The sequence below is a fragment of the Bacillus sp. AFS053548 genome (genome assembly GCF_002575105.1).
GTDB lineage: Bacteria > Bacillota > Bacilli > Bacillales > Bacillaceae_G > Gottfriedia.
In genome coordinates, this window is sequence record NZ_NUHI01000083.1 from 37,651 (window position 1) to 64,354 (window position 26,704).

Annotated in this window: 24 protein-coding genes; 7 read left to right on the forward strand and 17 right to left on the reverse strand. The window is 32.8% G+C overall.

The window, feature by feature from the left end:
* Window positions 1–78: 78 nt before the first annotated feature.
* From pyk to dnaE, 6 genes are all read right to left on the reverse strand, one after another.
* Window positions 79–1,833 carry a pyruvate kinase gene (pyk, locus tag CN946_RS21140; protein ID WP_098862873.1) on the reverse strand — a complete coding sequence of 585 codons (1,755 nt, stop codon included), beginning with the start codon at window positions 1,831–1,833 and terminating at the stop codon, window positions 79–81.
* 79 nt (window positions 1,834–1,912) lie between these two features.
* Window positions 1,913–2,872, reverse strand: coding sequence for a 6-phosphofructokinase (pfkA, locus tag CN946_RS21145; protein ID WP_098426570.1), 960 nt, complete (start codon window positions 2,870–2,872; stop codon window positions 1,913–1,915).
* A 245-nt stretch (window positions 2,873–3,117) separates the two neighbouring features.
* The gene (gene accA / locus CN946_RS21150; protein WP_483295413.1) at window positions 3,118–4,074 is read right to left on the reverse strand and encodes an acetyl-CoA carboxylase carboxyl transferase subunit alpha; all 957 of its coding nucleotides are present in this window, start codon (window positions 4,072–4,074) and stop codon (window positions 3,118–3,120) included.
* Window positions 4,074–4,874: an acetyl-CoA carboxylase, carboxyltransferase subunit beta gene (gene accD, locus CN946_RS21155; RefSeq protein ID WP_098232217.1), complete on the reverse strand. Its 801-nt coding sequence runs from the start codon at window positions 4,872–4,874 to the stop codon at window positions 4,074–4,076. The genes accA and accD overlap by 1 nt, the downstream gene beginning before the upstream one ends.
* Window positions 4,875–5,244: 370 nt before the next feature.
* Entirely contained in the window at window positions 5,245–6,447 is a 1,203-nt protein-coding gene (gene ystJ / locus CN946_RS21160) for an NADP-dependent malic enzyme (protein WP_175403520.1), read from the reverse strand.
* 167 nt (window positions 6,448–6,614) lie between these two features.
* Window positions 6,615–9,959 carry a DNA polymerase III subunit alpha gene (dnaE, locus tag CN946_RS21165; RefSeq protein ID WP_098862874.1) on the reverse strand — a complete coding sequence of 1,115 codons (3,345 nt, stop codon included), beginning with the start codon at window positions 9,957–9,959 and terminating at the stop codon, window positions 6,615–6,617.
* Between the two features lie 174 nt (window positions 9,960–10,133).
* Here dnaE and ytrH point away from each other — a divergent pair, with 174 nt between their 5' ends.
* Both ytrH and ytrI read left to right on the forward strand, forming a co-directional pair.
* Window positions 10,134–10,469, forward strand: a complete 336-nt coding sequence (gene ytrH / locus CN946_RS21170; protein WP_056472224.1) for a sporulation membrane protein YtrH — start codon at window positions 10,134–10,136, stop codon at window positions 10,467–10,469.
* Window positions 10,469–10,972 carry a sporulation membrane protein YtrI gene (gene ytrI, locus CN946_RS21175; protein ID WP_098862875.1) on the forward strand — a complete coding sequence of 168 codons (504 nt, stop codon included), beginning with the start codon at window positions 10,469–10,471 and terminating at the stop codon, window positions 10,970–10,972. Before ytrH ends, ytrI begins: the two co-directional genes overlap by 1 nt.
* Before the next feature lie 48 nt (window positions 10,973–11,020).
* Here ytrI and CN946_RS21180 read toward each other — a convergent pair whose 3' ends face one another.
* Window positions 11,021–11,959, reverse strand: coding sequence for a DHH family phosphoesterase (locus CN946_RS21180; protein WP_098862909.1), 939 nt, complete (start codon window positions 11,957–11,959; stop codon window positions 11,021–11,023).
* 93 nt (window positions 11,960–12,052) lie between these two features.
* On the opposite strand from CN946_RS21180, the gene CN946_RS21185 reads away from it, so the two are divergent.
* Together CN946_RS21185 and CN946_RS21190 are read left to right on the forward strand one after the other, a co-directional pair.
* Window positions 12,053–12,343, forward strand: coding sequence for a YtpI family protein (locus CN946_RS21185; RefSeq protein WP_098862876.1), 291 nt, complete (start codon window positions 12,053–12,055; stop codon window positions 12,341–12,343).
* A 33-nt stretch (window positions 12,344–12,376) separates the two neighbouring features.
* Window positions 12,377–13,390 (forward strand): hypothetical protein, encoded by a 1,014-nt coding sequence (locus CN946_RS21190; RefSeq protein ID WP_098862877.1) that lies wholly within the window; start codon window positions 12,377–12,379, stop codon window positions 13,388–13,390.
* A 666-nt stretch (window positions 13,391–14,056) separates the two neighbouring features.
* Here the strand turns inward: CN946_RS21190 and CN946_RS21195 are convergent.
* Together CN946_RS21195 and CN946_RS21200 are read right to left on the reverse strand one after the other, a co-directional pair.
* Complete coding sequence (locus CN946_RS21195) at window positions 14,057–15,373, reverse strand: DRTGG domain-containing protein (protein WP_098862878.1); 1,317 nt, start codon at window positions 15,371–15,373, stop codon at window positions 14,057–14,059.
* Window positions 15,374–15,503: 130 nt separating this feature from the next.
* Window positions 15,504–16,190, reverse strand: coding sequence for a metal-dependent hydrolase (locus CN946_RS21200; RefSeq protein ID WP_098862879.1), 687 nt, complete (start codon window positions 16,188–16,190; stop codon window positions 15,504–15,506).
* A 189-nt stretch (window positions 16,191–16,379) separates the two neighbouring features.
* On the opposite strand from CN946_RS21200, the gene CN946_RS21205 reads away from it, so the two are divergent.
* On the forward strand, window positions 16,380–17,474 hold the full coding sequence (locus tag CN946_RS21205) for a M24 family metallopeptidase (RefSeq protein ID WP_098862880.1): 1,095 nt from the start codon (window positions 16,380–16,382) through the stop codon (window positions 17,472–17,474).
* Between the two features lies 1 nt (window position 17,475).
* Window positions 17,476–18,009, forward strand: coding sequence for a GNAT family N-acetyltransferase (locus CN946_RS21210; protein WP_098862881.1), 534 nt, complete (start codon window positions 17,476–17,478; stop codon window positions 18,007–18,009).
* 51 nt (window positions 18,010–18,060) lie between these two features.
* Here CN946_RS21210 and CN946_RS21215 read toward each other — a convergent pair whose 3' ends face one another.
* From CN946_RS21215 to CN946_RS21225, 3 genes are all read right to left on the reverse strand, one after another.
* Window positions 18,061–18,345: a hypothetical protein gene (locus tag CN946_RS21215; protein WP_286134013.1), complete on the reverse strand. Its 285-nt coding sequence runs from the start codon at window positions 18,343–18,345 to the stop codon at window positions 18,061–18,063.
* Window positions 18,346–18,476: 131 nt separating this feature from the next.
* Entirely contained in the window at window positions 18,477–19,610 is a 1,134-nt protein-coding gene (ald, locus tag CN946_RS21220) for an alanine dehydrogenase (protein ID WP_098426560.1), read from the reverse strand.
* Between the two features lie 195 nt (window positions 19,611–19,805).
* Window positions 19,806–20,579 (reverse strand): SDR family oxidoreductase, encoded by a 774-nt coding sequence (locus CN946_RS21225; RefSeq protein ID WP_098862882.1) that lies wholly within the window; start codon window positions 20,577–20,579, stop codon window positions 19,806–19,808.
* A 697-nt stretch (window positions 20,580–21,276) separates the two neighbouring features.
* Here CN946_RS21225 and CN946_RS21230 point away from each other — a divergent pair.
* The gene (locus CN946_RS21230) at window positions 21,277–21,600 is read left to right on the forward strand and encodes a hypothetical protein (RefSeq protein WP_098862883.1); all 324 of its coding nucleotides are present in this window, start codon (window positions 21,277–21,279) and stop codon (window positions 21,598–21,600) included.
* A 51-nt stretch (window positions 21,601–21,651) separates the two neighbouring features.
* Here CN946_RS21230 and CN946_RS21235 read toward each other — a convergent pair whose 3' ends face one another.
* The 5 genes from CN946_RS21235 to CN946_RS21255 all read right to left on the reverse strand — a co-directional run bounded on the left by CN946_RS21235 (window position 21,652) and on the right by CN946_RS21255 (window position 26,586).
* On the reverse strand, window positions 21,652–21,840 hold the full coding sequence (locus tag CN946_RS21235) for a hypothetical protein (RefSeq protein ID WP_098233714.1): 189 nt from the start codon (window positions 21,838–21,840) through the stop codon (window positions 21,652–21,654).
* Between the two features lie 167 nt (window positions 21,841–22,007).
* The gene (locus CN946_RS21240; RefSeq protein WP_098862884.1) at window positions 22,008–22,859 is read right to left on the reverse strand and encodes an EcsC family protein; all 852 of its coding nucleotides are present in this window, start codon (window positions 22,857–22,859) and stop codon (window positions 22,008–22,010) included.
* A 105-nt stretch (window positions 22,860–22,964) separates the two neighbouring features.
* Window positions 22,965–24,155: an acetate kinase gene (locus tag CN946_RS21245; protein WP_098862885.1), complete on the reverse strand. Its 1,191-nt coding sequence runs from the start codon at window positions 24,153–24,155 to the stop codon at window positions 22,965–22,967.
* 90 nt (window positions 24,156–24,245) lie between these two features.
* A complete protein-coding gene (locus CN946_RS21250) occupies window positions 24,246–25,238 on the reverse strand; it encodes a class I SAM-dependent methyltransferase (protein ID WP_098862886.1) in 993 nt (330 codons plus the stop codon).
* A gap of 307 nt (window positions 25,239–25,545) precedes the next feature.
* Window positions 25,546–26,586 carry a phosphatidylglycerol lysyltransferase domain-containing protein gene (locus CN946_RS21255; protein ID WP_176547404.1) on the reverse strand — a complete coding sequence of 347 codons (1,041 nt, stop codon included), beginning with the start codon at window positions 26,584–26,586 and terminating at the stop codon, window positions 25,546–25,548.
* Window positions 26,587–26,704 lie beyond the last annotated feature (118 nt).

Here is a 26,704-nt window from a genome sequence, read left to right on the forward strand (position 1 = left end):
ATTAAAAATATCTCTTAATAATTTTTTTCATGTCAAAAAATAAAGAGAAGGAAACTTTGTCCTTCTCTTTATTATATCTTAAAATATGCTTTTATGTCCTGTACTAACTATTCCTCTAGAAGCATCTACTGTAACAGCTTGACCGTTTACTAAGATGTTCGTTGCATTTTCAACTCCAACAATTACTGGAATTCCTAAGCTAACACCTACTACTGCAGCATGGCTAGTTAATCCACCTTCTTCAGTAATAATAGCAGCTGCTCTTTCAATCGCTGGCATCATGTCTCGATCTGTACTATTTGTTACAAGAATACTTCCTGGAGTAACTTTCGATACAGCTTCTTCACCTGTTTTTGCGATGACCACTTTTCCTGCAGCAGTTTTGCGACCAATACCTTGCCCTTGAGCGATCACGTCACCTACTACATGGATTTTCATCATATTTGTCATACCTGTTTCACCGACTGGTAGTCCAGCAGTAATAATGACAGTATCACCATTTGAAACAAATTTAGCGTCTTGAGCCGCTTCCATAGCATGTTGTAACATTTCATCAGTTGAGTTTGCTCTTTCTCTATACTCAGTTTGAACACCCCAAACTAAAGTTAGGCGGCGACAAATACGAATATCAGATGTAATAGCTAAAATAGGAGCTTTTGGACGATATTTTGAAATCATTTTCGCAGTATGTCCACTCTCAGTAGGAGCAATAATAGCGGCTACTTTTAAGTTTAAAGCCGTTGCTGCAACCGATTGACCAATTGCATCTGTAATCGTTCCTTTATTTTCTCTTTGACGCTTTTTAAATAATTCTTCGTATTGTAAGCTTTTTTCAATTCGAAGCGCAATTGAGTTCATCATTGAAACAGATTCGACTGGATATGAGCCTGCAGCAGTTTCTCCTGATAACATAATTGCATCAGTTCCATCAAGAATGGCATTTGCAACGTCACTTGCCTCTGCTCGAGTAGGTCGAGGATTACGTTGCATAGAATCTAACATTTGAGTAGCAGTAATTACTGGCTTACCTAAATTATTACATTTTTTAATTAATAGTTTTTGAACGATTGGTACCTCTTCTGGTGGAATTTCTACACCCATATCACCACGTGCAACCATTAAACCATCTGAAACCTCAAGAATTTCATCGATATTATCGATCCCTTCTTGGTTTTCGATTTTCGGTATAATTTGAATATACTCAGCGCCATGTTTACCTAAAAGCTCACGAATTTCTAATACATCAGAAGCTTTACGAACGAATGATGCAGCAATAAAATCAACTTTTTGCTCAATACCAAATTCGATATCGCTTATATCTTTTTCAGTAATACCAGGTAAATTTACACGTACATTTGGTACGTTTACACCTTTTTTATTCTTTACTAAACCGCTGTTTAACACTTTAGTACGAATATCATTTCCTTCAATACCGATTACTTCTAATCCTATTAAACCATCATCGATAAGAATTTTAGAACCAACATGTACGTCGTCAATTAATCCTTCGTAAGATACTGCAAATTTTTCTGCTGTACCTACTACTGGTTCCGTAGTTATAATAACTTCATTTCCAGTTTTTAATTCTGCTTGGCCACCTTCAAAATCTAAAGTACGAATTTCTGGACCTTTTGTATCTAAAAGAATCGCTACAGTTCTACCAGTTTTTTTTGAAGCCTCGCGGATACTTATAATTCTTGCAGCATGCTCTTCGTGAGAACCATGCGAGAAGTTTAAACGTGCTACGTTCATTCCTGCATTAATTAACTCTACTAATTTATCTACCGATTCACTAGCAGGACCAATCGTACAAACTATTTTTGTTTTACGCATTTTTTACCCTCCAAATTTATATAAAACTCTATACTATTACGAAATTTATGAAATCGATTGCCCAATTAAATCTATCTAATTAAATTGAAAGTTCTTGAGATAATTGATACATATCTCGATCAAGTTCATGCTTTTTAGATAGTGCTTCAATAATGTCATGGTCAACTAACTTATTATTTTGGATTCCAACACAACGTCCACCTTTGCCCTCCATAAGTAGTTCAACCGCTCTCGCTCCTAGACGACTTGCTAAAACTCGATCAGCAGCACTTGGTGAACCACCACGTTGAACATGGCCTAAAACTGTTACACGCGTGTCAAAGTTAGTTCGATCTTGTATTACTTTTCCAATTTCAATTGCACTTCCGACGCCTTCTGCAACTACAATGATACTATGTTTTTTACCACGCTCACTACCACGGTTTAATTTACTAATAATATCATCCATATCATAGTCACATTCAGGTATTAAAATCGTTTCTGCTCCATCAGCTAACCCTGCCCATAATGCAATATCACCTGCATTACGACCCATAACTTCTATTACATATGTACGCTCATGTGATGTCGCTGTATCACGAATTTTATCAATCGCATCAATAACAGTATTTAATGCTGTATCGAATCCAATTGTAAAATCTGTACCTGGAATATCATTATCAATTGTACCTGGAACACCAACGCAAGGATAACCATGTTCAGTCAGCTTCTTTGCACCTTGATATGACCCATCTCCACCAATAACGACTAATCCTTCAATTCCAAACTTTTTAAGCTGTTCGATCCCTTTCATTTGTCCTTCTAAAGTTTTAAATTCTGGACAACGTGCACTAAGTAGTTTTGTCCCACCACGATGAATAATATCACCAACAGAACCCAACTCAAGCTTCTCAATATTTCCATTAATAAGACCAGAATAACCTTGGTATACACCATAAACTTCTAGACCATGGAAAATCGCTTTCCTTACGACTGCACGTACAGCAGCGTTCATTCCTGGAGAGTCTCCTCCACTAGTTAATACGCCAATTCTTTTCATTATGTATTCACCTCAATGATTTTACCTTATGCATTTATTCATTTTAATAAAGTACCATGTAATGCCTTTTTAAACAATAGAAATAATGTGAACTTTTTCATAAACTTTTTTTAATGAATAAAACACTTTTAAAAAGTATGACGACATCTTTATGCATATTGCTATTTTTTACTAATTTTATAAAAAAAATACAAAAAGAGCATGCTAACATATTGTTTCACACACTCTAGAAGTTAAACTAAATATTATTGGTTAAAAGAAATTTTCCCTAACTTTGCGTGTTTTTCATATCGTTGTTGAACTAGCTCTTCCTTATCCATAGTTACCAGTGACTTTAATGTTTCGTATAAGTACTTGTCGATATATTTAGCCTGTTGTTCAACATCATTTTGTGCTCCACCTTTTACTTCAGGAATAATTTGGTCAACTACACCTAATTCTAATAAGTCTGGAGCCGTAATTTTCATTGTTTCAGCTGCCCTACGTGCTTGTGAAGAATCTTTCCATAATAATGCTGCTGCACCTTCTGGTGAAATAACAGAGTAAGTTGAGTTTTCTAACATCAGTAACTTATTACCAATTCCTAATGCTAACGCTCCACCACTACCACCTTCGCCAATTACAATACAAATAGTAGGTACTTTTAAGCCTGCCATTTCAAAAATATTTCGGGCAATTGCTTCACTTTGTCCACGCTCTTCAGCTGCCTTACCAGGATATGCACCTTTTGTATCGATAAACGCGATAATTGGTCTGTTAAATTTCTCTGCTTGCTTCATTAAACGAAGTGCTTTTCGGTAACCTTCTGGATGTGGCATACCGAAATTACGTCTAATATTTTCTTTTGTATCTTTACCACGTTGATGTCCAACGACAGTAACTGGTAATCCACGGTAAGATGCGATACCTGATACGATTGCAGCATCGTCTCCAAATAATCGATCACCATGACACTCAAAGAAATCTGTAAATAATCTATTAACATAATCTAAAGTAGTTGGTCGTTCTGGATGTCTAGCAACTTGTACGCGATCCCAAACTCCCATGTTACCGTATATTTCATTTTCTAAGGTTTTTAAACGTTCTTCTAAACGTCTGATTTCTTCAGAAAAATCAACATCATGTTGACTTGTATAAACCTTAAGTTCGTCTATTTTCGTCTTTAGTTCATGAATCGGTTTTTCGAATTCTAACATAACCACTATTGCAAGACACCCCCTTGATGTAAGTTAAGGATTGTAAATAATTTTGAACGTAATTCTAATCGTGAAATAACTGCATCAAGTTGACCATGATTCAAAAGGAATTCTGCAGTTTGGAAGTCTTCAGGTAGTTCTTCACGGATCGTTTGCTCAATAATACGTCTACCAGCAAAACCAATTAATGCTCCAGGCTCAGCAAAGTTAAAATCGCCTAAAGATGCAAAACTAGCAGATACTCCACCTGTAGTTGGATTTGTCATAATTGAAATTGCTAAATAACCTAGCTCGCTATGCTTTTTAAGCGCAGCACTAGTTTTTGCCATTTGCATTAAACTTAAAATACCTTCCTGCATACGAGCCCCGCCAGATGCAGTAAAAATAATAAATGGTGAACCGTCAGATGAAGCTCGCTCAACTGCACGAGTTATTTTCTCTCCGACAACAGATCCCATGCTTCCCATTCGGAATCTTGCATCCATAACTGCAATTACAACAGGAATACCGTCGATTTTTCCTTTTCCTGTAACAATAGCCTCGTTAAGCTCTGTTTTTTTACGATCCCCTTCAAGCTTTTCTATGTAATCAGGGAAGTGTAAAGGATTTGCAGAAACCATATTTTGATCAAACTCTTCAAAAGTATCTTCATCAATTAAGCTTTCGATTCTTTCGAATGCTGTCATTTGATGGTGATATCCACAACTATTACAAACTTTTAGGTTTTTTATTAATTCTTTTGTAATACTAATTTTTTTACATTTAGGACATTTTGTCATAACACCGTCAGGTAAATCTTGTCTCATTACTTCTGAAGGTATAGATGCATATTTTTTCTTTTTGGAAAATAAGTCTTTTATTTGCAACCTAATTCCTCCTAACTTTTTTAGTACTAAATACTAATAGGATACTATAAATGTTATACACTTTTTGTTAACATTTGTCGATAAAATTCAGCTAAATTTCGTCATTTCAACCATTTAACCAACTTGAAATTTGTAGAAAATCTTAAAAAATTAATTTAGTCATTTTTTATGAAATTCCTTTAATTTCCAACAATTTCTGCGCTTTTTTACCACATCTAAGTATTATATCAGATAAAAAAGGATAGTACTACATTACTTAATTTTAGTATTGTAATACTATCCCCATTAATATTGATATCTGGTAATAAAACTATTTAATTAAAGCTAGTTTTTTTGTTTTTTCTTCGATTTCTTTTGGGTCAACATTCAGTCTTGCAACCCCTGTTTCCATTGCAGCTTTTGCCACACTAGCAGCTACTTTTGGAGCCACTCGAGGATCAAATGGTGCTGGAATAATAAAATCTGGAGATAAATCTGCTTCACTTACTAAGCTTGCAATTGCATTTACTGCAGCAATTTTCATCTCTTCATTAATATGAGTAGCACGAACATCTAATGCTCCACGGAAAATTCCTGGGAATGCAAGAACGTTATTTACTTGGTTAGGATAATCACTTCGACCAGTACCAATTACTAAAGCTCCTGCTTCTTTTGCATCTTCAGGCATAATTTCTGGGTCAGGATTAGCCATTGCAAAAATAATAGGATTTTCATTCATTGAACGAACCATTTCTTGAGTTACTGCTCCTTTTACAGAAACCCCAATAAATACGTCTGCCCCTTCAAGTACTTCTTTAAGGCTACCTTGTATTTTATCTTTATTTGTGTATTTTGCAACTTCATTTTTTACGCTATTCATACCATTTGGACGACCTTCGTAAATCGAACCTTTTGTATCACACATAATAATTTGGCGAACACCAAAACGATACAATAATTTTAATATAGCAATACCTGCAGCTCCTGCACCATTTAGAACCACTTTAATATCTGCCATATTTTTATTCACTATTTTTAAAGCATTTACTAAACCTGCAAGTGTAACGATAGCCGTTCCATGTTGATCATCATGGAATATTGGTATATTTGTTTCACGCTTTAAGCGTTCTTCTATTATAAAGCAGTTTGGAGCTGCAATATCCTCTAAATTTATTCCACCAAATGTAGGTTCTAACAATTTTACTGTTTGAATGATTTGCTCTACATCTTGCGTATTTAAGCAGATTGGAAATGCATCAACACCAGCAAAGCTTTTAAATAACGCAGCTTTACCTTCCATTACAGGTAATGCAGCCTCTGGTCCAATATTACCTAGTCCAAGAACGGCAGATCCATCCGAAACTACACCAACCATATTACCTTTCATTGTGTATTCATACACTCTGCTTTTTTCTTCGTAAATTTCTTTACACGGCTCGGCAACACCTGGTGAGTACGCTAAACTTAGTTCTTTAGCATTTGTAACTGGCACCTTAGAAACTGTTTCTAATTTACCTTGATGTACTCTATGCATATGTAATGCTTCTTCACTTAATAATGACAAACTATTCACTCTCCCTAATGTTGACGAGTTGACTTTTCAACTGTATATTTCTTAGTGATTTTCTCTTTAAAAGGTAAAATTTTCTTTTTGTATGATATCACATGTATGTTAATAATAAATAGTTTAGAGAAGAATGTCTATTTCTTTAATACAACATTTTCATCTCCTACAATATTTCTTAACATCGAAAGACAATTCACAGAAGGATTCACATAATAGTGTTCAGATAATTGAACAGCTTTTTTATCTTCTTCATAGTAAAGCACAACTTTCGCATGCCCTTTAAACTTAGAGAGCGTTTGCTGTATTGTGTAGGAAATATTTTTATTAGTATGTCCCGTAATTTTAATAAATAAAGTATACTTCTTTTGATCGTTTATTTCTTCCATTTCTTCGATTGTAAGGACTTCATTTATTATTAATTGTTTTCTTTCATCCCGTTCATCAACTTTTGCTTTAACTACAACTACTTCTTTTTCTTTTAATTTATGACGGTATTTTTCAAAAGTAGTCGGAAATATAACAGCATCAATTGAAGTACTTAAATCTTCAACTTGTAAAAAAGCCATATGCTGTTGTTTTTTTGTTTTTGTAATCCTTAAATCCTTAATATAGACAAACAGTAGATGCTCTGTATCTTTCTTCATCATAATTGATGAAATAGTCCCGGCATCACTTTCTTTAAGCAGCTTCTCGTATTGACTAATCGGATGACCTGATAAATAAGTACCTAAAGCCTGTTTTTCAAGTTCAAGCTTAATTGAAATTTTCATTGGCTCAACTTTAATAATTTCTGGTTTAGGCACAAAATCTTCATCAAGAAATAAATCAAATTGATCTTCATTTTCAGGTCTTACTATATCCACATAATCAAAAATCATATCAATATTTGCTAATAGTGTTGCACGGTCGAGCTCAAACTCATCAAAGCATCCCGAAAAAATTAAATTTTCTATACTTTTTCGGTTTAATGCTTTTGGTGAAATTTTAATGCACACTTCAAAAAAATCTTTATATGGCCGCTTTTGTAGAATTTCTCTCACAGTTGCCATTCCTATATTTTTAATAGCTAATAAGCTATATCGAATTCCATTTCCTTCAACTACAAATGCATATTGACTTTTATTTATTGAAGGTGGATAGATTGGGATCCCTTTCAATTTTGCTTCCCCAATATAATTCGATACTTTCTCTTCACTTCCTATAAAACTCGATAAAAGTGCTGCATAAAATTCAAGAGGAAAATTTGCCTTTAAATAGGCTAGTTGATACGCGATCATACTATACGCAACAGCATGACTCCTATTAAATCCATAGTTAGCAAATTGGACAATTAAATCGTATACTTCATTTGCAACTTGTTCATCATAGCCTTTAGCTATTGCACCTTCTACAAAATGAATTCTTTCTTCGTCTAAAACTTCCTTCTTCTTTTTACTTACAGCTCTTCGAAGTAAATCTGCTTCACTTAAAGTAAACCCTGAAAGAGTTGAAGCAATTTGCATGATTTGCTCTTGATATATAATTACTCCATATGTTGGTTTTAATATTTTTTCTAAAACTGGATGAGGATACGTTACCTTTTCCAATCCATGTTTATATTGAATAAATCTAGGGATTTGCTCCATTGGACCCGGACGATATAACGCGTTTACAGCCACTATATCTTCAAACTGATTAGGCTGTAATTGCTGTAATACCCTTCTCATCCCTGATGATTCTAGCTGAAATACGCCTGAGGTATCTCCTTTACTAAGAATTTCAAATGTTTTTAGATCTTTTAACGGAATTTCTTCCAAATTAATTACTTCGCCTTTTGCTTCATAAATTAATCGACAGACCTCTTCCAATAAACTTAAGTTACGTAGGCCAAGGAAGTCCATCTTTACTAATCCAAGCTCTTCAAGGATTTCTGCAGGATATTGTGTTAAAAACACTCCATGATTCCCTTCTTGTAACGGGACAACATTTGTTAACGGAAGTTCAGAAATAATAACACCTGCTGCATGAATGCTTGTATGGCGAGGTAATCCTTCAACTTGGCAGGCTACCTCAAATATTCGTTTATGAATACCAGAATGTTCAACATGACTTTTAAATGCTTTTGATTGCTCATAAACATCTTTTAATGAGTTTCCTAGTGATGATGGAATTAGCTTCGAATACCGATCTATTTCAGTTGGTGTAAGTCCCATTACCCTAGCAATATCTCGAATGGCTGCTTTTGCTCCTAATGTTCCGAATGTAATAATTTGGGCAACATGCACATCACCATATTTTGAAGCGACATATTCAATCATTTCATCTCGTCGATGATCTGGAAAGTCAATATCAATATCTGGCATTGTAATTCTTTCTTCATTTAAAAAACGTTCAAATAGTAAATTATAATGTATTGGGTCTACATTCGTAATTTTTAATACGTAAGCCACTAAAGATCCCGCGGCGGAACCACGTCCTGGACCAACAAATATCCCTTGTTCAAGTGCATATTTAATAAAGTCCCATACAATGAGGAAGTAATCATTAAATCCCATCTTATTGATTGTATTTAATTCAAATTCTAATCTTTGTTTAAGTTCATCATTTATTTCCCCGTACCGCTCAATCATGCCATTTTCACAAACCATTTTTAAATATTCCACTGTTGAATATTCATCAGGTACTGGATACTTAGGCAATAAGGGCTGATGAAAAGGAATCGTTACATTACAACTATCTGAAATATGTATAGTGTTTTGAAATGCTTCTTCTTCGTCAGAAAACAACTTCAATAATTCGGCTTTTGATTTATAATAATATTCGTTCGAATGTAATCTTGGTCTTGATTCGTCCGATAACTTAGTACCATTTTTAACTGAAAATAATGCATCTTGAATAAGTGCATCCTCTTTTTCAATATATCGAACATCATTTGTAACAACTAGACTGATGTTTGTTTCTTTTTGTACTTGTTTAATTAATGGATATAGAGAACAATCTTCAGCTAAACCGTGATCTTGAATACTGACAAAAAAGTGATCAAAAATTGATTGATACTCTTTTAAATGAACAATAGCTCTTTCAATTTCTCCATTCAAAAGTAAGTTTTCAATTTCTCCCTCGATTCCTGGCGTCATTGCAATCACGCCGTTACTATATGCCGACAACCACTTTTTAGGAATTCCTTCTGGTGATTTTGTCCCTATAATACTTGTAAGTTTTAAAAGGTTTTGATAACCAGTCAAATCTTTCGCTAGTAAAATCATCGGATAAGACTGCTGTTCATCCATTAAAATGGAGAGTTTCACACCAATAATTGGCTTAATCCCTGCTTTTTTACACGCATGATAAAAAGGAATTACCCCGTACATGACATTTTCATCTGCAATAGCAAGCGCAGGATGTCCTTCTCTAACAGCAGCATTAATTAATTCATCTATTTTACATGCGCTTTGCAATAAACTATAAGAACTTTGAACTTGCAAATGAACAAAACTCATCTACATTCCTCCTTACCATCTTTTCAATATAATCTATTCTATCACAAAATACGAACTTACATTCTATTTTTTGTTCGTGATAATTAAAACAAATCTTTTATTTTAAACTTACTTTAATACTCATCATACACATAACACTTTGTCCATATATATTAATTGAGGGAGTGAGGAGAATTGGAGCTTAAGTTGCCATTTATACCAGCATTAATTTCAATGTATTTTATTTCATTAGGAATCATAATAGGTGGATCGATCATTGGTTCAATCGGTTACTACGTTATTGGACAGCCACCACTTAGCAGCATGTATGATTTATCAATGAAGTTACGAATTTGGGCAATTGTTGGAGCGATTGGCGGAACATTTGATACATTTTATAGTTTTGAAAAAGGATTATTTGAAGGAGAAACAATCGAATTCATTAAGCAAATTTTCATGATTATAGCCGCCATGGGAGGAACTCATACAGGTACAATCATTATCCAATGGTTTACAGGAGAACATGTTTAATGAAAGCTCCTCCAGAACAACTCTCCCACGCTTGGGCAAAATTTTTTGTAGGCATTTTTTTCGGGTTTATCATTAGTTGGCTTGTCTTTATTTATTTTTATGGTGTGACAGAAGAAGAGCAAGTAAAACAAATATCTGAATTGAAAATGCTCAATAAAGCATATTTAAGGGATAAAAATATATTTTTTGAAAATATGGAGCGAATGAACAAGGAAAAGAAACGAAATTTAACAGTTCAAGAAATCAAAGTGACAATACTAAATTACAAACAATACAATCTAAATGAATTTACGAATCTTCAACTTGTTTCTGATGTTAAGGATGACCTAAGTAATTTACTTACTCAAGATATAAAAAGCGTTTCTCAAAATCGGGAATTATTAAGACGTGCAATCGAAAACAAAGTTTATATTAAAGATGATCGGCGATTTAAACTTGAAATAGATACAATCTTCTTTGACACCGTATTAGAAATCACATTAAAAATAAAAAGCACAAAATAAATGAGAGGCTAGAATTTACGATTAGCCTCTCAAATTTATTTTTAAACTTTATTTTTCTTCCCTACAAACCTTTTTTAATTCTTCCACTACTTTTTCTGCTTCTTCCCATGAGAAGACTTTCGCTCCAGATGCAAGCGGATGTCCACCACCGTTAAACATAGCAGCTACTCCATTTATAACTGGTCCTTTTGAACGAAGACGTACTCGAATTAAATCCTCTTCTTCTAAAAAGATACCCCAAGCTTTTACCCCTTTTATATGTCCAAGTGAACTTACAGCCAATGAAGCTTGTTCAGAGTTTACATTGTATTCATCCATTAGAGCCTTTGTCATGTTTATATGACCGACTCCCTCTTCTGTTAGTTTAAAATTTTGAAGAACATATCCATTTAAATGAGCCATCTCAATTGATGTTTCATACATATTGTCATATATTTCATTAATAGAAAAATCCTTTTTTATCAAATTACTAGCTGCATGAAAAGTTCTTTCTGTTGTACTTGGAAATAAGAATCTTCCTGTATCTCCAATAATACCCGCATAAATTAGTCTCGCAGCTTTGTCAGTTACGACTAATTGTTCATTACTACTCTCTGCCAGTTCAAAAATTAGCTCACTTGTTGAACTCGCAGTAGTATCTACATGCATAATGTCACCATATGGATCTACGTTCGGATGATGGTCAATTTTAATCAGTTTCTTTCCAGTTGAATATCTCGTGTCATCTACTCGTTCAGTATTGGCAGTGTCACAAACAATGACAAGTGCATCTTTATATACTTCATCTTCAATTTCATCCATTTTATATAAATACTCTAGAGATTGTGGCAAATGTCCTACTACAAATACTTTTTTTACAGGATAACTTGCTTTAATCATCTCTGCTAAACCGCATTGTGAACCAATTGCATCTGGATCTGGGCGAACATGACGATGAATTATTATCGTATCAAACGAATGTATATCTTTTAAAATTTGTTCCTTCAACATTAAACTCTCCTTTATATGAAAACTTTTGAAATATAGTTTCTATGACTGTAAAATAGAATTATGTATTAGTCATTGAAAGGTGGAAGCTAAGTGAATAGCATTGCAACAATCGTAATTATATCTTTTCTATTCTTCTTATTTTACGTTACCAAATTTTTCTTTACAAGCGAACTATTAACAAAAAAAATTGCAGGATCGCGTGCAAGATTAACTTTTGGATTATTCCTATTGCTTTACGGTATAAATCAAATTGTAGCAAAGCTTGAATTAATAACAATTTGTGTCGGTATTATTTTCATTCTATTTGGTGTGGCAAATCTATATCGTGGATACTTACAGAATAAGCATTATAAAGCAATTGAAAATAAACAAACTGTTTAATCTTATAGTAATCTAGAAAGTGAGAAAACTTACATGATAACTGAAGAACTATTTTCATCAAAATTTGATGAACTAGTAGAATTATCACATTCTAGTATTAAACTTCAAAAACTACTTACTTTTGCAGAAGAATTAGAGAATCAAGAGGAATGGGGATATCTATATTACGTTAATATGGAATTAGCAGAAACTGCTTTTTCTATTGGTGAAATAGACTTATTTATTGATACTTTTTTGTGGTGCGTAGATTTATATGATCAAAACGAGGAACGTATCGAGCAAGAGCAAATCCTATGGCTGTACAAGTGGTTGTTAGAAATAATACCTCAGTCCCTGAGATTCTCGTTAGAAGAAATTCACCATTATTTCGAGGATTTTAAGAATCGTTTAGTGATTGCTAACTATTCTTTAAGACCTTATTTTCAAGCTCTATTTATAATGAACTTATATTTAAATCAAATTGATTACGCAAAACAAAACTATCAACTATATAAAAAATCTCCAAGGGATCATTTAAGTAATTGTGAAAAATGTGAAATGTATGGTGAAATGATTTATTTACTAAAAACTGATCATCTTCAAGAAGCGTTAAATTTGCAAAATAAAATAATGAATAGCTCAGTTGATTGTGACGAAGCGATTCACAAATCCTACTCAAAATTACTGCTCCCTTTATTAGAAGAAAGCAAAATAGATGAAGCATTAATTATTCAACAAAAAGCTTATTTTGTAACATACAATCGCACAAAATACATTCCTGAACTAAGTGAGCAAATGATTTTTTTAACTTTTTGTGATCCTGAAAGAGCAATTGAATTGTTCTATAAACATGTTGATTTATGTGATAATCTTTCGAATCTATCATATAAATTCGAGTTTTGGCTAGCAGCATTATTTATGGCGAAAAAATTGAAAATAAATGAAGATGAATTTATTTATGACTTAGAGAAATTAGAGAAAATTGTATATGACTTAGCAAAAGATTTTGATACTAGAAACGAAAATAATGAATTTGTTAATCGAGTTAATAAACTACTTTCGAATTAAAAATACGGGATGATTTTTTCATAAACTTCAAAGGCAGGGAATGGTTTCCTGCTTTTTTTTATCCCTACTTTTTTATAATTAAATATTAATGGAAGCCTAAATAGGACTCCCATTATTGTGATGTAAAAAAAAGAAGTTGTCATTTAAATAAGTAATGTCTTGTTGATTTCCACTACAGGGTGCTCGCTTTCCATGGGGCGAGATTCTCTAGCCTCCTCGGCATGCCTGCGGGGTCTCAGCCTTCCCGCTAATCCCATAGGAGTCGAGCACCCTTTCGTTCCAATCAACTTACTCATCTAAAAAAGTTTATCTTTAAAAACTTTAGAATAAGCTTTTTGAGGAAGTACTCATAAAAAAAAATCATAACCTCAATCAAAATCAAGAAGCTAAACAAAAGTCCATGAATCATGAAGAAAAAGAGGAGAAGAATTATAAAAATAGATGAAATTACATTAAAAATCAAAAACAAAAATTAAATCTTCTCAATTCATATTCAAAATAACGGTTTATACTTTTTATCAAAATCTTATCGAAACATAAACATAAATAACCCCATACCAACGAAGATCATTACTTTATCAATAAATCTTAGTGATCCATTTTTAATATTGACAATGCTTTAATTCAACACTTTAAAAAATGGAAGCCTATTAGGGCTTCCATTTTTCATCGATCTAATAACTGCATCATCATTAATGCTTTACCTACTAATATTCCTTGTTGAAATACTTCAACATCAACTTTTCCAAACTTACGACCTAATTCTAAAACTTTTGGTTTAATTTCAATTACATCATCAATTTGAACTGGTTGTACGAAGTAAATTGTAATATTTTCTACGATTAAATCCCCTTTTTTCATATCACGAACTGCTCGTTTACCTGCCTCGGTTACAATCGTTGTAAATACGCCATGTGAAAGAGTACCAATTACATTCGTCATTTGAGGAGTTACATTACATCTAATCGTAAAGTCATCATTTTTTTGATCTTTATTATTATGAAATTGACTAGTAACTATATCATCAATTGTTTCTCCCACTTGAGGTTGTCGTTGCAATTGCTGTAATGCTTCAAGTACATCTTGACGACTAATAATACCGATTAAGTTATTCGATGTATTTACAACTGGTAGCAACTCTATGCCTTCCCAAACCATCATTCTAGCAGCTGCCGCAACCGACATTTTTTCATTTACACTTATTGGTTGTCTAGTCATTACTTTATCAATTCTCTGAGTACGTTGTTCATGTATAATATCCTTTGAAGTTACAATTCCTATTAGCTTACCTCGATCATCAATTACAGGATATCTTCCATGACCTGTATCTCTGTTATGTTCATACCACTTTTCAACTTCATCAAATGGAGATAGTGTAGCTGTTTTTTCAGTTGGAATGAGTATATCCTCAACTAGTACTATATCTTTCTTAATTAACTGATCATAAATTGCTCTATTAATTAACGTCGCAACAGTAAACGTATCATAACTCGAAGAAATAATTGGCATTTTCATTTCATCCGCAAGTCGTTTTACACTTTCATCTGTATCAAATCCACCTGTTACTAAAACCGCTGATCCTTCTTTTAATGCTAATTCATGCGCTTTCACTCGGTTTCCGACGATTAATAAATTATTTGCACTAATATATCTCATCATCGCATCAAGCTGCATTGCACCAATAACAAACTTATTAAGTGTTTTATGTAATCCTTCTTTACCACCTAAAACTTGTCCATCAACAATATTAACAACTTCGGCAAAAGTTAATTTTTCAATATTTTCTTTTCTTTTCGTTTCAATACGAATCGTACCTACACGTTCAATGGTACTAACAAACCCTTTGTTTTCCGCATCTTTAATTGCTCTATATGCAGTACCTTCACTTACACTTAAATCTTTCGCAATTTGTCTTACTGATATTTTATGACCTACCGGTAGTTGTTCAATATGTTCTAGTATTTGATCGTGCTTTGTAGTCACTTACCTCACCAAGCTTTCAATGGTTGTATTAATATTTTTATTAACTATTATATAACAATTCATACCATGAAAAAAAGCACGTTTCAACGTGCTTCTAATACTGTACTAATATTTTCTTCGATGGCCTATACTACAATAGTGAAATTGTTGTATTTGGCTCATGAATGAAACCATTTTTCTTTGGTAATTTTGAAAGGAACTCATTTGGGTCTACTTGGATTGGTGGAAATGTATTATAATGCATCGGAATTACTTGCTGTGCGTTAATCCATTCAGAAGCAATTACTGCATCGTCGATTCCCATTGTAAAATGATTACCAATTGGTAAATATGCTATATCGATATTTTCATACTCACCTAATGTTTTCATACCTCTGTATAATGCAGTATCACCAGCATGATAAATTGTTTTACCAGCTATTTTTAATAAAACGCCTGATGGTGGTCCTACATTAATAATTTGTTTATTTTCTTCATCAACAATACTTGAACCATGGATTGCTTCTACTAATTTTAATTTACCAAATGAAAACTCTTTTTCTCCCCCGATATGCATAGGGACAACTTTGACACCTTGCCACGAGATCCAAGTTGCTAATTCCACAGGAGCAATAACAGTTGCATCATTTCGTTTTGCTAGTTCAACCGTGTCACCTAAATGATCGCCATGACCATGTGTTACATAAATATAATTCACTTTAATATTTTCTACTTTCACATTAGTATGTGGATTACCGTTAATAAATGGGTCAATAATAATTGAATCTTGACCGTGTTCTACTAAAATAACACTGTGCCCAAAATATGTAATTTTCAAATGAAGTCGCTCCTTTATTATAAAATTAGTCTCTACCACATTTTAACAGATTATTTTCTATTACAAAAATAAGAAATAAGTTAACTATTTTACGTAATTCGATAAAAAATGATAAAATAAGAGTGTTATAAACTGTAAAGGCTTTTTTGTTTATTGCAGTAATTTGTTTTTTAAGAAAGGATGTTACAAATGGAACACCGTATACAAAATCTATCAACTTGGTTAAAAGAGCAAGATATTCAACTAGGATTTATTACATCTACTGAGAACGTATTTTATTTAACTAATTTCCATTGTAATCCACATGAGCGTCTTTTAGCTTGTCTTGTATTTCCAAATGATGAGCCAATCCTTGTATGTCCACAAATGGAAGTTGGACATGTACAAAATGCTGGCTGGAAATATGACGTAATAGGCTTTAATGATAGTCAAGATCCTTGGGCAATGATACAAGAATCATTAGCAAAACGTAATATTACAGTTAATCGTATGGCGATCGAAAAAGAACATCTTCTTGTTGGCCGCTATGAAAGATTAGTACAACTTTTCCCTGGCGTACAATTCCTTGCAGCTGAGGAGAAATTACATGACTTACGTTTAATTAAAGATAGTGAAGAAATTCGTCGTATGCAGGTTGCTGCTGAAGCTGCTGACACGGCTTGCCAAATTATTGTTGATCGTATTGCTGAAGGCAAAACAGAAATGGATTTAATTGCTGAAATGGAATACGAGATGAAGAAAAAAGGTATTTCTAAAACTTCATTTAGCACTTTAATTTTAACTGGTGCAAACTCAGCGTTACCACACGGAAATCCAGGTACAAACCCAATTAAAAAAGGTGATTTCATACTTATGGACTTAGGTTTTATCGTTGATGGATATTGCTCAGATATTACTCGTACAGTAATGTTTGGTCAACCAAATGAGCAACAACGAGAAATTTATGAAACCGTTTTAAAAGGTCAACTTGCTGCAATCGAAGTGAGTAAACCAGGCGAGGTATTAGGAAATGTTGATCGCGCTGCTCGTCAAATTATCACAGACGCTGGGTATGGCGAATATTTCGTTCACCGAATTGGTCACGGATTAGGTATTGGTATCCACGATTACCCATCAGTAAATGATTCAAATACTGGTATTATTAAAACCGGCATGTCATATACAATTGAGCCAGGAATCTATGTACCAAATGTTGGTGGAGTTCGTATTGAAGATGATATCGTTATTACAGAAACAGGTGCAATGACATTAACGAAGTTCCCTAAAGAATTAATCATCCTATAATATGAATCAAGACGGATTAATAAATATTCGACAAGTACTTCCGTCAGACATCCCTATTATGCATACATGGGAATGTGATAATGAGATTGGTAAGCTTGTAGGAATAGAAAAACCACGTTCTTTAGATGAATTGGTACAAGGCTATGAAAAATATTTTGACGGACTTAAACCTAATCTCCACTTGTACACAATCGAATACAATAGTATTTGTGTTGGAAGAATTGAATTAGGAAATCTTGATCAAGAGAATAATCATGCCGCTTTTGGAATCGTAATTGGAGATCAATCAATGCAAAATAAAGGAATTGGTTCATTTGCTTTAAACTATCTACTAAATTATGCTTTTAATGAATTAAAACTCATAAAAATATATGGTGAAGTATACGAATATAATATCGCTTCACAAAATTTCCTTACAAAATTAGGCTTTCATTTAGATGGTATATTGCGCAAGCACGAGTTTTTCAAAGGCGCTCATCGTGATATGTATCAATATAGCATGTTGAAAGAAGAATATAATTTGAGTTGGGAATAAATACCAAATAAAAACCCCTTTCTTCATTAAGATGAAGAAGGGGGTTTTTCATTATACATTATGAAGGTTCGTATGTTGTAACGGCACACCACTCATTGATACATTTCGTTCAATTAGATGATATTGTTTACCATTTATTATAAAAAGTCTATTTCCTCTGTAATCAACTGTTTTACCTTGGCTTTCTAATTCAGCCTTCACAGCCTTCGCATATTCATTTAGATTTAAATAACGCTCATCTAAATCTAATGTAATATTTTGATTACGATAACCCATTAGCCAGTTAAACCCGAAAAAACCTGCAATCAGAAAAATAAGGATAATACTATATTCCAATACTCTCACTCTTTTTTTACATAAAATGGAAATTATGATATCATTTTACTATAAAAATAAAGTGAATGTTAATAGAATTAGAATAAAATAAAATCCCTTTACCGATTTCGATAAGGGGATTTTACTTTTTATTAGTTTGTAGAAACAGATGTACCTTGTAATAAAGTAGTTGCTTCTTTATATTCTAAGCCGTGAGCTTCCGCTACTGCTTCGTAAGTTACATATCCATCAAGTGTATTAATACCTTTGAATAATGCAGAGTTATCTAAGCAAGCTTTTTGATAACCTTTGTTAGCAATTTGAACTGCATAAGGTACTGTAACATTTGTTAATGCCATTGTAGAAGTACGAGGTACTGCACCAGGCATGTTTGCTACAGCGTAGTGTACTACTCCATGCTTCTCATATGTCGGGAAATCATGAGTTGTAATACGATCTGTTGTTTCGAAAATACCACCTTGGTCAATTGCAATATCAACTACAACTGAACCTGGTTCCATTGATTCGATCATTTCTTTTGTAACAAGTTTTGGCGCTTTTGCACCTGGAATTAATACTGCACCGATTACAAGATCAGATTCTTTAACCGCTTCAGCAATATTGTAAGGGTTTGACATTAAAGTCGTAATTTGATGACCAAAAATATCATCTAATTGACGTAAACGATCTGGATTTAAATCAATCATCGTTACATGAGCACCAAGACCAACAGCTACTTTAGCAGCATTTGTTCCTGCTACACCTCCACCAATGATTGTAACTTTTCCACGACGTACTCCTGGTACTCCACCTAATAAAATACCTTTTCCGCCTTTATTTTTCTCAAGGAATTGAGCACCGATTTGAGCTGACATACGCCCTGCTACTTCACTCATCGGAGTTAATAACGGTAATGTATTACCAACTTGTACAGTTTCGTATGCAATTCCTACTACTTTATTATCAATTAAAGCCTTAGTTAATTCAGGCTCTGGAGCTAAATGTAAGTATGTGAATAAAATTAATCCTTCACGGAAATATCCATATTCGCTTGGAATTGGTTCTTTAACTTTCATAACCATTTCATTATTCCAAGCCTCTTCAGCTGTTTCAACAATTGTTGCGCCAGCATTTACGTATTCTTCATTAGTAAATCCTGAACCAAGTCCAGCATTTGTTTCAATGTAAACTGAATGTCCATGTCCAACTAAGTTCATTACTCCAGCTGGTGTCATTGCTACACGATTTTCGTTGTTTTTTATTTCTTTTGGTACCCCAATACGCATGTTATTTCCCCCTGAAATATATTTAATTCGTGCCTCTTAGGATGAGCTCTATTTATTAAAAAATAATACATTTTTATATTAACACAAAACATATAGTGCAGAAAATGAAAACGCTTAATTTCGTTTAATAAATATTAATTCAGAATCTTTTTTACTATAAATTATGCTTTAAAAATGGAATTGTCCCACGAATTCTCATGATAATGGAATATGTCTGTATTTATTAATGACATCCAAGCCACCAGTGACTTCAAATATATCACCTGTTATAAAATCAGACTCTTCCTTACACAAAAATTGCACCATTCTTGCTATATCTTCTCCAGTACCAGATCTTCCAACTGGTGCAAGACCTTTTCCATCCTTACTCGCTTCAGTTTGATTTGCTTCTTTCATATCACCAAAAATATCTCCAGGACAAATCATATTAGATGTTATACCGTTTTCAGCTTCCTCATAGGCTATTGTTTTAGTTAATGAAACTAGCCCTACTTTAGCTGCACTGAATGCAGAACGATAAATCCATCCCGAAGCTGAATTGGCACCTTGAAATCCATAATTTATGATACGTCCATATTTCTGCTTCCTCATAATTGGAATAGTTTGCTTTAAAAGATAAAACACGCTGTGCAAATTTCCATACAACAAGTATTCCCACTCTTCATCAGTGTAGTCAGCCAGTTTTTTACGGTTAAATAAATACGGACCAGCATTATTGATAAGACAATCAACCCTACCGAATTTCTCCATCGTTTTTGAGACAATCTCACTAATAAATTGTTTATCGCAAATATCACCTTTTACAAAAAGAATCCGGTCCAAATAATCCTTCCATTCTTCTTTTCGCTCTTTAATAGCTTGTTCATCAGAAAAGTACGTAACAGTTACTGAATAACCATCTTTTAAAAATGCTTCAGTTACTTTCTTCCCTAACCCCTTCGATCCTGCCGTAATGACAGCATGCCTCATAAAACTCTTCCTTTCGAGTCTAAATAATTTTATATATTATTGAAAATCATCTAGATAAATCAATCAATTGTAGTATTTTTAAAATCTATTCTCATTAACCTTTTTAATTGATTATTTAAGCATAAAGCCAGTCCATTAAAAATTATGTCATATCTTATACATATATCTTTAATTTAGTAAGATTATTTTATTAAAAGATAACTATGTTTTCTATTATTATGAATTATTTTCCTTTTATTTTAATAATTTTTATTTTTAGATTTTAGGCTTTACATATTTGTGTCAAAAGGTAAGTAGCAGCTAAAATAAATTTTTAAAATTGTGTGAAAACTACTAGATTTTTATAACAAAAGGAAGTAATATATACTAATTGCTTGTTACGATACGATAAATTCATGATATAATTATCACATCTACTGTGAATCTAGGTTGTTGCGAAAGTGACTTCGACATTGGGTAGAACCATGATAGTGAGTAGACTTACTATTAGACGAAAACCAAGTCAATCACTAAAAAAGTTGAGAATAATCACGTAAAAGATAACTCAACTATGTAGGATTTGTTGTATCCGAATTTACGCCCTCGGAGTGTTAGAACCAAACGAGAGTAGTTTCGGCAAAATCGAACACGTAGAACAGGGAAGCAAACATCAATTTATTGATATTTATAAATTAATGGCAACGGGGGAGTAAAAAAAATGTTACAAGATTATTTTTTATACGATGAACGATTAGGTATTTTTCTACCAAGCCTAAAGCTGGATTGGGAAGATTACTCTCGCGATCAACAACTGATGATTATTACTGAATGGGAATATATCCGTGGTGACATACCTGATCAAATTAAGCGTTTAGAGTTTTCGATTAATCATAAACAAGAACAATTAAATCACGAATCTAATTTTGCTTTGAGCTGTAAATTAAATTCTGATATTGCAGAATTAGCATCAATTATTAACGATCTTTGGATTTGGTTTAGAAGTAACCAACAAATGTCGAATCATACAAAAATACATGGTTAAAAAGCTAACAATAAATTTGTTAGCTTTTTTTCTGTGCCTCTATTATTATATTTATTCATTTTCGCGCTTTTGAATTTGTAAAAGCGTGTCTCCAATTGTTTTCAGTTCCTCTTTTAGTCGGATGGTTTCATTCGCAACTTTATCAGAAGATGCTTCTTTAATTTGCTTGTTTAGTTGGTCAATCACTTTTCGTAACTTTCCAACGGATTGTTCTAGTTGAAAACTTGATGTAGGCTTCATAATTGTCTCCTTGAATGGTTTTCTTTTAGCATACCACATACTCGTTTACAACCAAACGTGTATTCGATGGGCTAAGAGTAAATTGTCCAATCGAGGTTCAAGCCGGTTTCCACTCATTCTACATTAAAAAAGCTAACAGCTAATTTGTTAGCTTCTCAATTTGTGATTTAATTTGTTGGCTCCTGGTTTATCCGTTCCGATAATATACGATATTGATAAAATTTCTTTGTATATTCTAATATGTTTTTTGTAAATGATTCATTCCATTTTGCCCCAACAGTAACTCCTAATAAAGGAATCCCACCTAAAACCTTATTCCGTAATGAATGGATCATTAATAACTTGCACATTTGTAATACGACTGTGTAATAGACCCCTTCTCCATTAAATTCATTTTCCCAAGTTGCAAATACGTCAGAATCCTCATGCTTTAAAATATCGTTCATTAAATTACTCCAAACAACGTATTTTTCGGTTGATGGGAGGATTGCACCTTGTAATACTTTTAAGCTACATTCCATCTCTTTTGGAATACTTACATCATATCCATAACAAAGGGCTATTTCTTGGACAGTTTTAAGATTAATAATTAATAAGGCTGGTAAATCACCAAATAAAGCAAGTTTAGTACTAGTTCCACTTATTCCACCTTGAACACTTGAGACTATTAATGCTTTCGATATTTCTTGTTCAGCTAAAAAATTCAATTGTCTTAATGGTAGCTTTCTTAGATCACTTATTGTCTTAACATCACTTTTTAAAATTTGAGCTCGATTAAGAATATCTAATTTCTTTTCTTGAAACTGTTTTGTTGTTTGTATTAAAGATTGAGTGTGGAAAAAAGCAGTTGAAAAAAATTCATTAAAAGTATTCGAATAGCTCTGAGGTATTTTTTGGAGGAGAAAATTAGAAGCATTTCGATACATTAGTTCAAGTTTATTTAAATTTTGCTGTTGTTGTTTCTTTTCAATCAAATCGTTCAGTTCAAGCCATAGATTATACTCTTTCATTTGATCCATACTATCACCTCGAATATAAAAAAACGTAGAGCCAAAAAGTGATCTCAATTTAAGAATATGAGGTCATCTATTTTTGTATGCTCTACGTTTATGTTTACTAAAAGATTATTTCATTCCAACTCGTGCTACATCTCTTGCGATTACAACTTCTTCATTAGTTGGAATTACGATTACTTTAACTGGAGAGTGATCAAAGCTAATGAAAGCTTCTTTTCCTCTAAAGTTATTTTTACTTGGGTCAAAATAAACACCCATAAATTCAAGACCTTCTAAAACAGCTTGACGAATTTCCGGTCCATTTTCACCAATACCAGCAGTGAAAATAATCGCATCTACGCCTTTCATACGTGCAGCGTAAGAACCTAAATATTTATGGATACGTTCAATGAATACACTTTGAGCGATTTTAGCTCGTTTATTGCCTTCTTCAGCTGCAGTCTCAATATCACGTAAGTCACTTGAGAATCCAGAGATACCAAGCATACCACTTTGTTTATTTAATACATCAAGTACTTCCTCAGCTGTTTTTCCTGTTTTCTCCATAATAAATGGGATTAAAGCTGGGTCTAAGTTACCTGAACGAGTTCCCATTGTTACACCTGCAAGTGGAGTGAATCCCATTGAAGTATCAATTGATTTTCCACCATCAACTGCAGCAATACTTGCACCATTTCCTAAGTGACATGAAATAAGTCTTAATTCTTCAAGTGGCTTACCAATTAATTCAGCAGCTCTTTCTGTTACATACTTATGTGATGTACCGTGGAATCCATATTTACGAATACCAAATTGTTTATAGTACTCATAAGGTAAGCTATATAAGTAAGACTCTTCAGGCATTGTTTGATGGAATGCAGTATCAAATACAGCTACTGCAGGAATATTTGGTAATAATTCTTTAAATGCACGAATACCAACTAGGTTAGCCGGGTTATGAAGTGGAGCTAAATCAGAAAGTTGATCAATTTGGTGCTCAACTTCTTCAGTAATTAAAGCAGAATCTGTAAATAGTTCTCCACCGTGAACTACACGATGTCCAACTCCATGAATTTCATCGAATGAAGAAATAATTCCTAAACCTGTTAGCTTTTCAAGAAGCATTTTTACTGCAACAGAATGATCAGCAATATCAGTTACTTCTTTAATTTTTTCCCCGTTTACAGAAATTACAAAAACGCTATCCTTTAAACCGATACGCTCTACCAAACCAATTGTAAGTACTTTTTCACTTGGCATTTCAATTAATTGAAATTTTAATGACGATGAACCTGCATTAATAGCAAGAATATTTGCCATGTTTTTACATCTCCTTTAAACATGAAACTGTTATATTTTTTTAGCTGAAATTATTATAACACAAATTAGTTTACGTGTTTAAAAGTTCAATTATTGTAAATTTTCTTTAAACCATTCATTCATTTGAAGCATAATATCTTCAACTGCTTTCATATTCGATAACTTAGGGAAATCAACTAATAAAGCCTGTTTTGGCTTCTTCATATTTTCTGCATTTTTGCGGATTATTAATATACTTTTTTGATGTTTTTCGTCCTTAAAGGCAGATACTGGCAACTGTATCAATCCTTGAATAACACCTGTTTCATTAATATAGCTTTGTAATTGAGTAGATTGCTCTGAAGTAAATAGGTGATTTGGAACTAGCGAGATGAAAAATCCTCCAGATTTTAAGTAGTTCATACTTTGCTCAATAAATAAATGATGTGCATAAGACATGCCTTCTTTTGCTTGTAAAGTAAACTCTTTTGCACGTTCAGCATTTGGATAAAAACCAATTGGTAGATCACAAACAACAAGATCAACCGGATCTACAAATAAAGGCGCTAAACTGTCTTGATTAAATAGTTCTATTTCATGTCCTAGTAAGTTGCCTATAACAAATGCGATTCTAACAAGAACGTCGTCTACATCTATTCCAACAGAATCAGTAAATTTATCCTTTGAAGAATTTAAAATTGTTAATAAAAGATTTCCAGTACCAATTGCCGGATCTAAGATAGTTAAATTTTGTTTCCCCTCAGTAAGTTTTCCAACTAAATAAGTAATAATAAAAGCAATACCATCTGGAGTCATTTCATGGTTTGTTTGTACTCCTTGCTTCATACCTTTTAATATCGCTAATTGAAATGCTCTACGAATACTCTCATTATCTTTTGAACTCGATGTAAATTGATGAATTATATTCATAAGCTTATCTTTTTGCGAACCACTAATTTCTTCTTGCAAAACTTCCCCTTCAAAGAAATTTTCACCCGTTTCAATTAATGCCTCTAAATAAGAAATTTCTAAATTATCTTTTAAACATTCTGTCGATTCATCTATGTAATTAAATAAAAATTCCACTGAATTCTCTTTTACCATTTTTCTTTCCTCACTTTCATAATAGAACAGTCATTGTGTTTCATTATACGTATGGCTCTTAAACGTGTCCACTTTAATAATTTTCTTCTATTAGAAAGTATTTGGTTTGTTTAATCAATTTTAATCCAGTACTGTTAATTTAATTTTAATTGATGAATGTTTACTTTTATTTAATACAATTTGAACTTTTTATGTAGTTTTATTTTTTTGTATTGAACAGGAATTAATGGCATTATGACGAACAGTAACTTTTTCATAGAGCAATAATGAAAAGCATAAAAAAAGACCTCTTATATAGAGGCCCTCGTTAACTAATTTTCACTTTCTTTTCTAACGGCTTCATAAATCGAGTTATATAGTTCAAAGATTTAGTTCCATGAACTAGGTGATATATGCTTTTGATAACCGAAAGTAATGTATATGGTTTGTATGCTAAGTACTTCGATTCCCATTTATTCGCAAATTTACTTTTAAAAGTTAATAATCCCTTGAAGTTATAAATTGAGTTACCATATTTAAAGATCATTTTTGCAGATTTTTCGATGATTGATGATTTTGAATCTTGGCCAACATTTGCTAAAGGTGCCATTCCAAGGCTACAGCTTTTAAATCCATTTTCTTTTGCCCAAAACATAATCGAAACAAAAAGCATATCCATCGTTCCATATGGTAATTCTTTTAAATATCTCATTAAATCGATTGTTATATTTTGTCCTTGAATTGGTAATGTCGCAAAAGCAATAACTTGACCATTTTTATCCCTTAAGATTCCTATCGGAAAATTTGAAACATAATCAAAATGGAATGAACCAACTGAAAAGGATAGCTCTTCTCTTCCGTTTAACCATACATCTGAGACCCCTTTTAGCTCTTGAAGTAGACCTATAGAATGTCCAGGCATTGACACTTCAAATTGATATCCTTGTCGAATGAATTTGTTCCTTTTTGTTCTTAGTTTTGCTCCTTTTTTACCTGCAATTTCGAAATCCTCTAATTCAACTATTGCTTCTTCACCTAATTTTAACAATCGATAGCCAGCTTTTTCATACAACTTTTTTGAGTTTTCATCTATTTGATAAAAGCACGGAATACATTTTATACCCCTTGAATAATTTTCAAACTCCTTTATTTTTTCAAAAGAAATCTCACCAATTGGATCACATAGAACAACTAATTTATTACCTTGTTTACGGTAAACAAATGCAGATTTTTGATCTTCTGAAAGAAATACTTTTTTATCTCCAAGTAATCCTAAATGTGTTAATGAAGTTCCACCATATGTTTGAATAAGTTGTTGAATAATCTCAATTGTAGTTTTATGATTTGATTCTTTTAAAATTTGTTTCATAATACCCCCAAATAAAGAGTCAATTTTCTTTACAATTTCTATTTTACAAAAAATAATTCCTTGTGGATATCCATACATTATTTTTTTTTAATAATGTATTATTTGGTAATATTTAACC

Bases quoted from the DNA above. Each gene is read 5' to 3' on its own strand.
- pyk (WP_098862873.1), bottom strand. From the start codon at position 1,833: ATGCGTAAAACAAAAATAGTTTGTACGATTGGTCCTGCTAGTGAATCG.
- pfkA (WP_098426570.1), bottom strand. From the start codon at position 2,872: ATGAAAAGAATTGGCGTATTAACTAGTGGAGGAGACTCTCCAGGAATG.
- accD (WP_098232217.1), bottom strand. From the start codon at position 4,874: ATGAGACAAGATTTACCTGACGGTGTTATGACAAAATGTCCTAAATGT.
- ystJ (WP_175403520.1), bottom strand. From the start codon at position 6,447: ATGCATAGAGTACATCAAGGTAAATTAGAAACAGTTTCTAAGGTGCCA.
- dnaE (WP_098862874.1), bottom strand. From the start codon at position 9,959: ATGAGTTTTGTTCATTTGCAAGTTCAAAGTTCTTATAGTTTATTGCAA.
- ytrI (WP_098862875.1), top strand. From the start codon at position 10,469: ATGAAAGCTCCTCCAGAACAACTCTCCCACGCTTGGGCAAAATTTTTT.
- CN946_RS21190 (WP_098862877.1), top strand. From the start codon at position 12,377: ATGATAACTGAAGAACTATTTTCATCAAAATTTGATGAACTAGTAGAA.
- CN946_RS21205 (WP_098862880.1), top strand. From the start codon at position 16,380: ATGGAACACCGTATACAAAATCTATCAACTTGGTTAAAAGAGCAAGAT.
- CN946_RS21210 (WP_098862881.1), top strand. From the start codon at position 17,476: ATGAATCAAGACGGATTAATAAATATTCGACAAGTACTTCCGTCAGAC.
- ald (WP_098426560.1), bottom strand. From the start codon at position 19,610: ATGCGTATTGGGGTACCAAAAGAAATAAAAAACAACGAAAATCGTGTA.
- CN946_RS21225 (WP_098862882.1), bottom strand. From the start codon at position 20,579: ATGAGGCATGCTGTCATTACGGCAGGATCGAAGGGGTTAGGGAAGAAA.
- CN946_RS21230 (WP_098862883.1), top strand. From the start codon at position 21,277: ATGTTACAAGATTATTTTTTATACGATGAACGATTAGGTATTTTTCTA.
- CN946_RS21235 (WP_098233714.1), bottom strand. From the start codon at position 21,840: ATGAAGCCTACATCAAGTTTTCAACTAGAACAATCCGTTGGAAAGTTA.
- CN946_RS21240 (WP_098862884.1), bottom strand. From the start codon at position 22,859: ATGGATCAAATGAAAGAGTATAATCTATGGCTTGAACTGAACGATTTG.
- CN946_RS21245 (WP_098862885.1), bottom strand. From the start codon at position 24,155: ATGGCAAATATTCTTGCTATTAATGCAGGTTCATCGTCATTAAAATTT.
- CN946_RS21250 (WP_098862886.1), bottom strand. From the start codon at position 25,238: ATGGTAAAAGAGAATTCAGTGGAATTTTTATTTAATTACATAGATGAA.
- CN946_RS21255 (WP_176547404.1), bottom strand. From the start codon at position 26,586: ATGAAACAAATTTTAAAAGAATCAAATCATAAAACTACAATTGAGATT.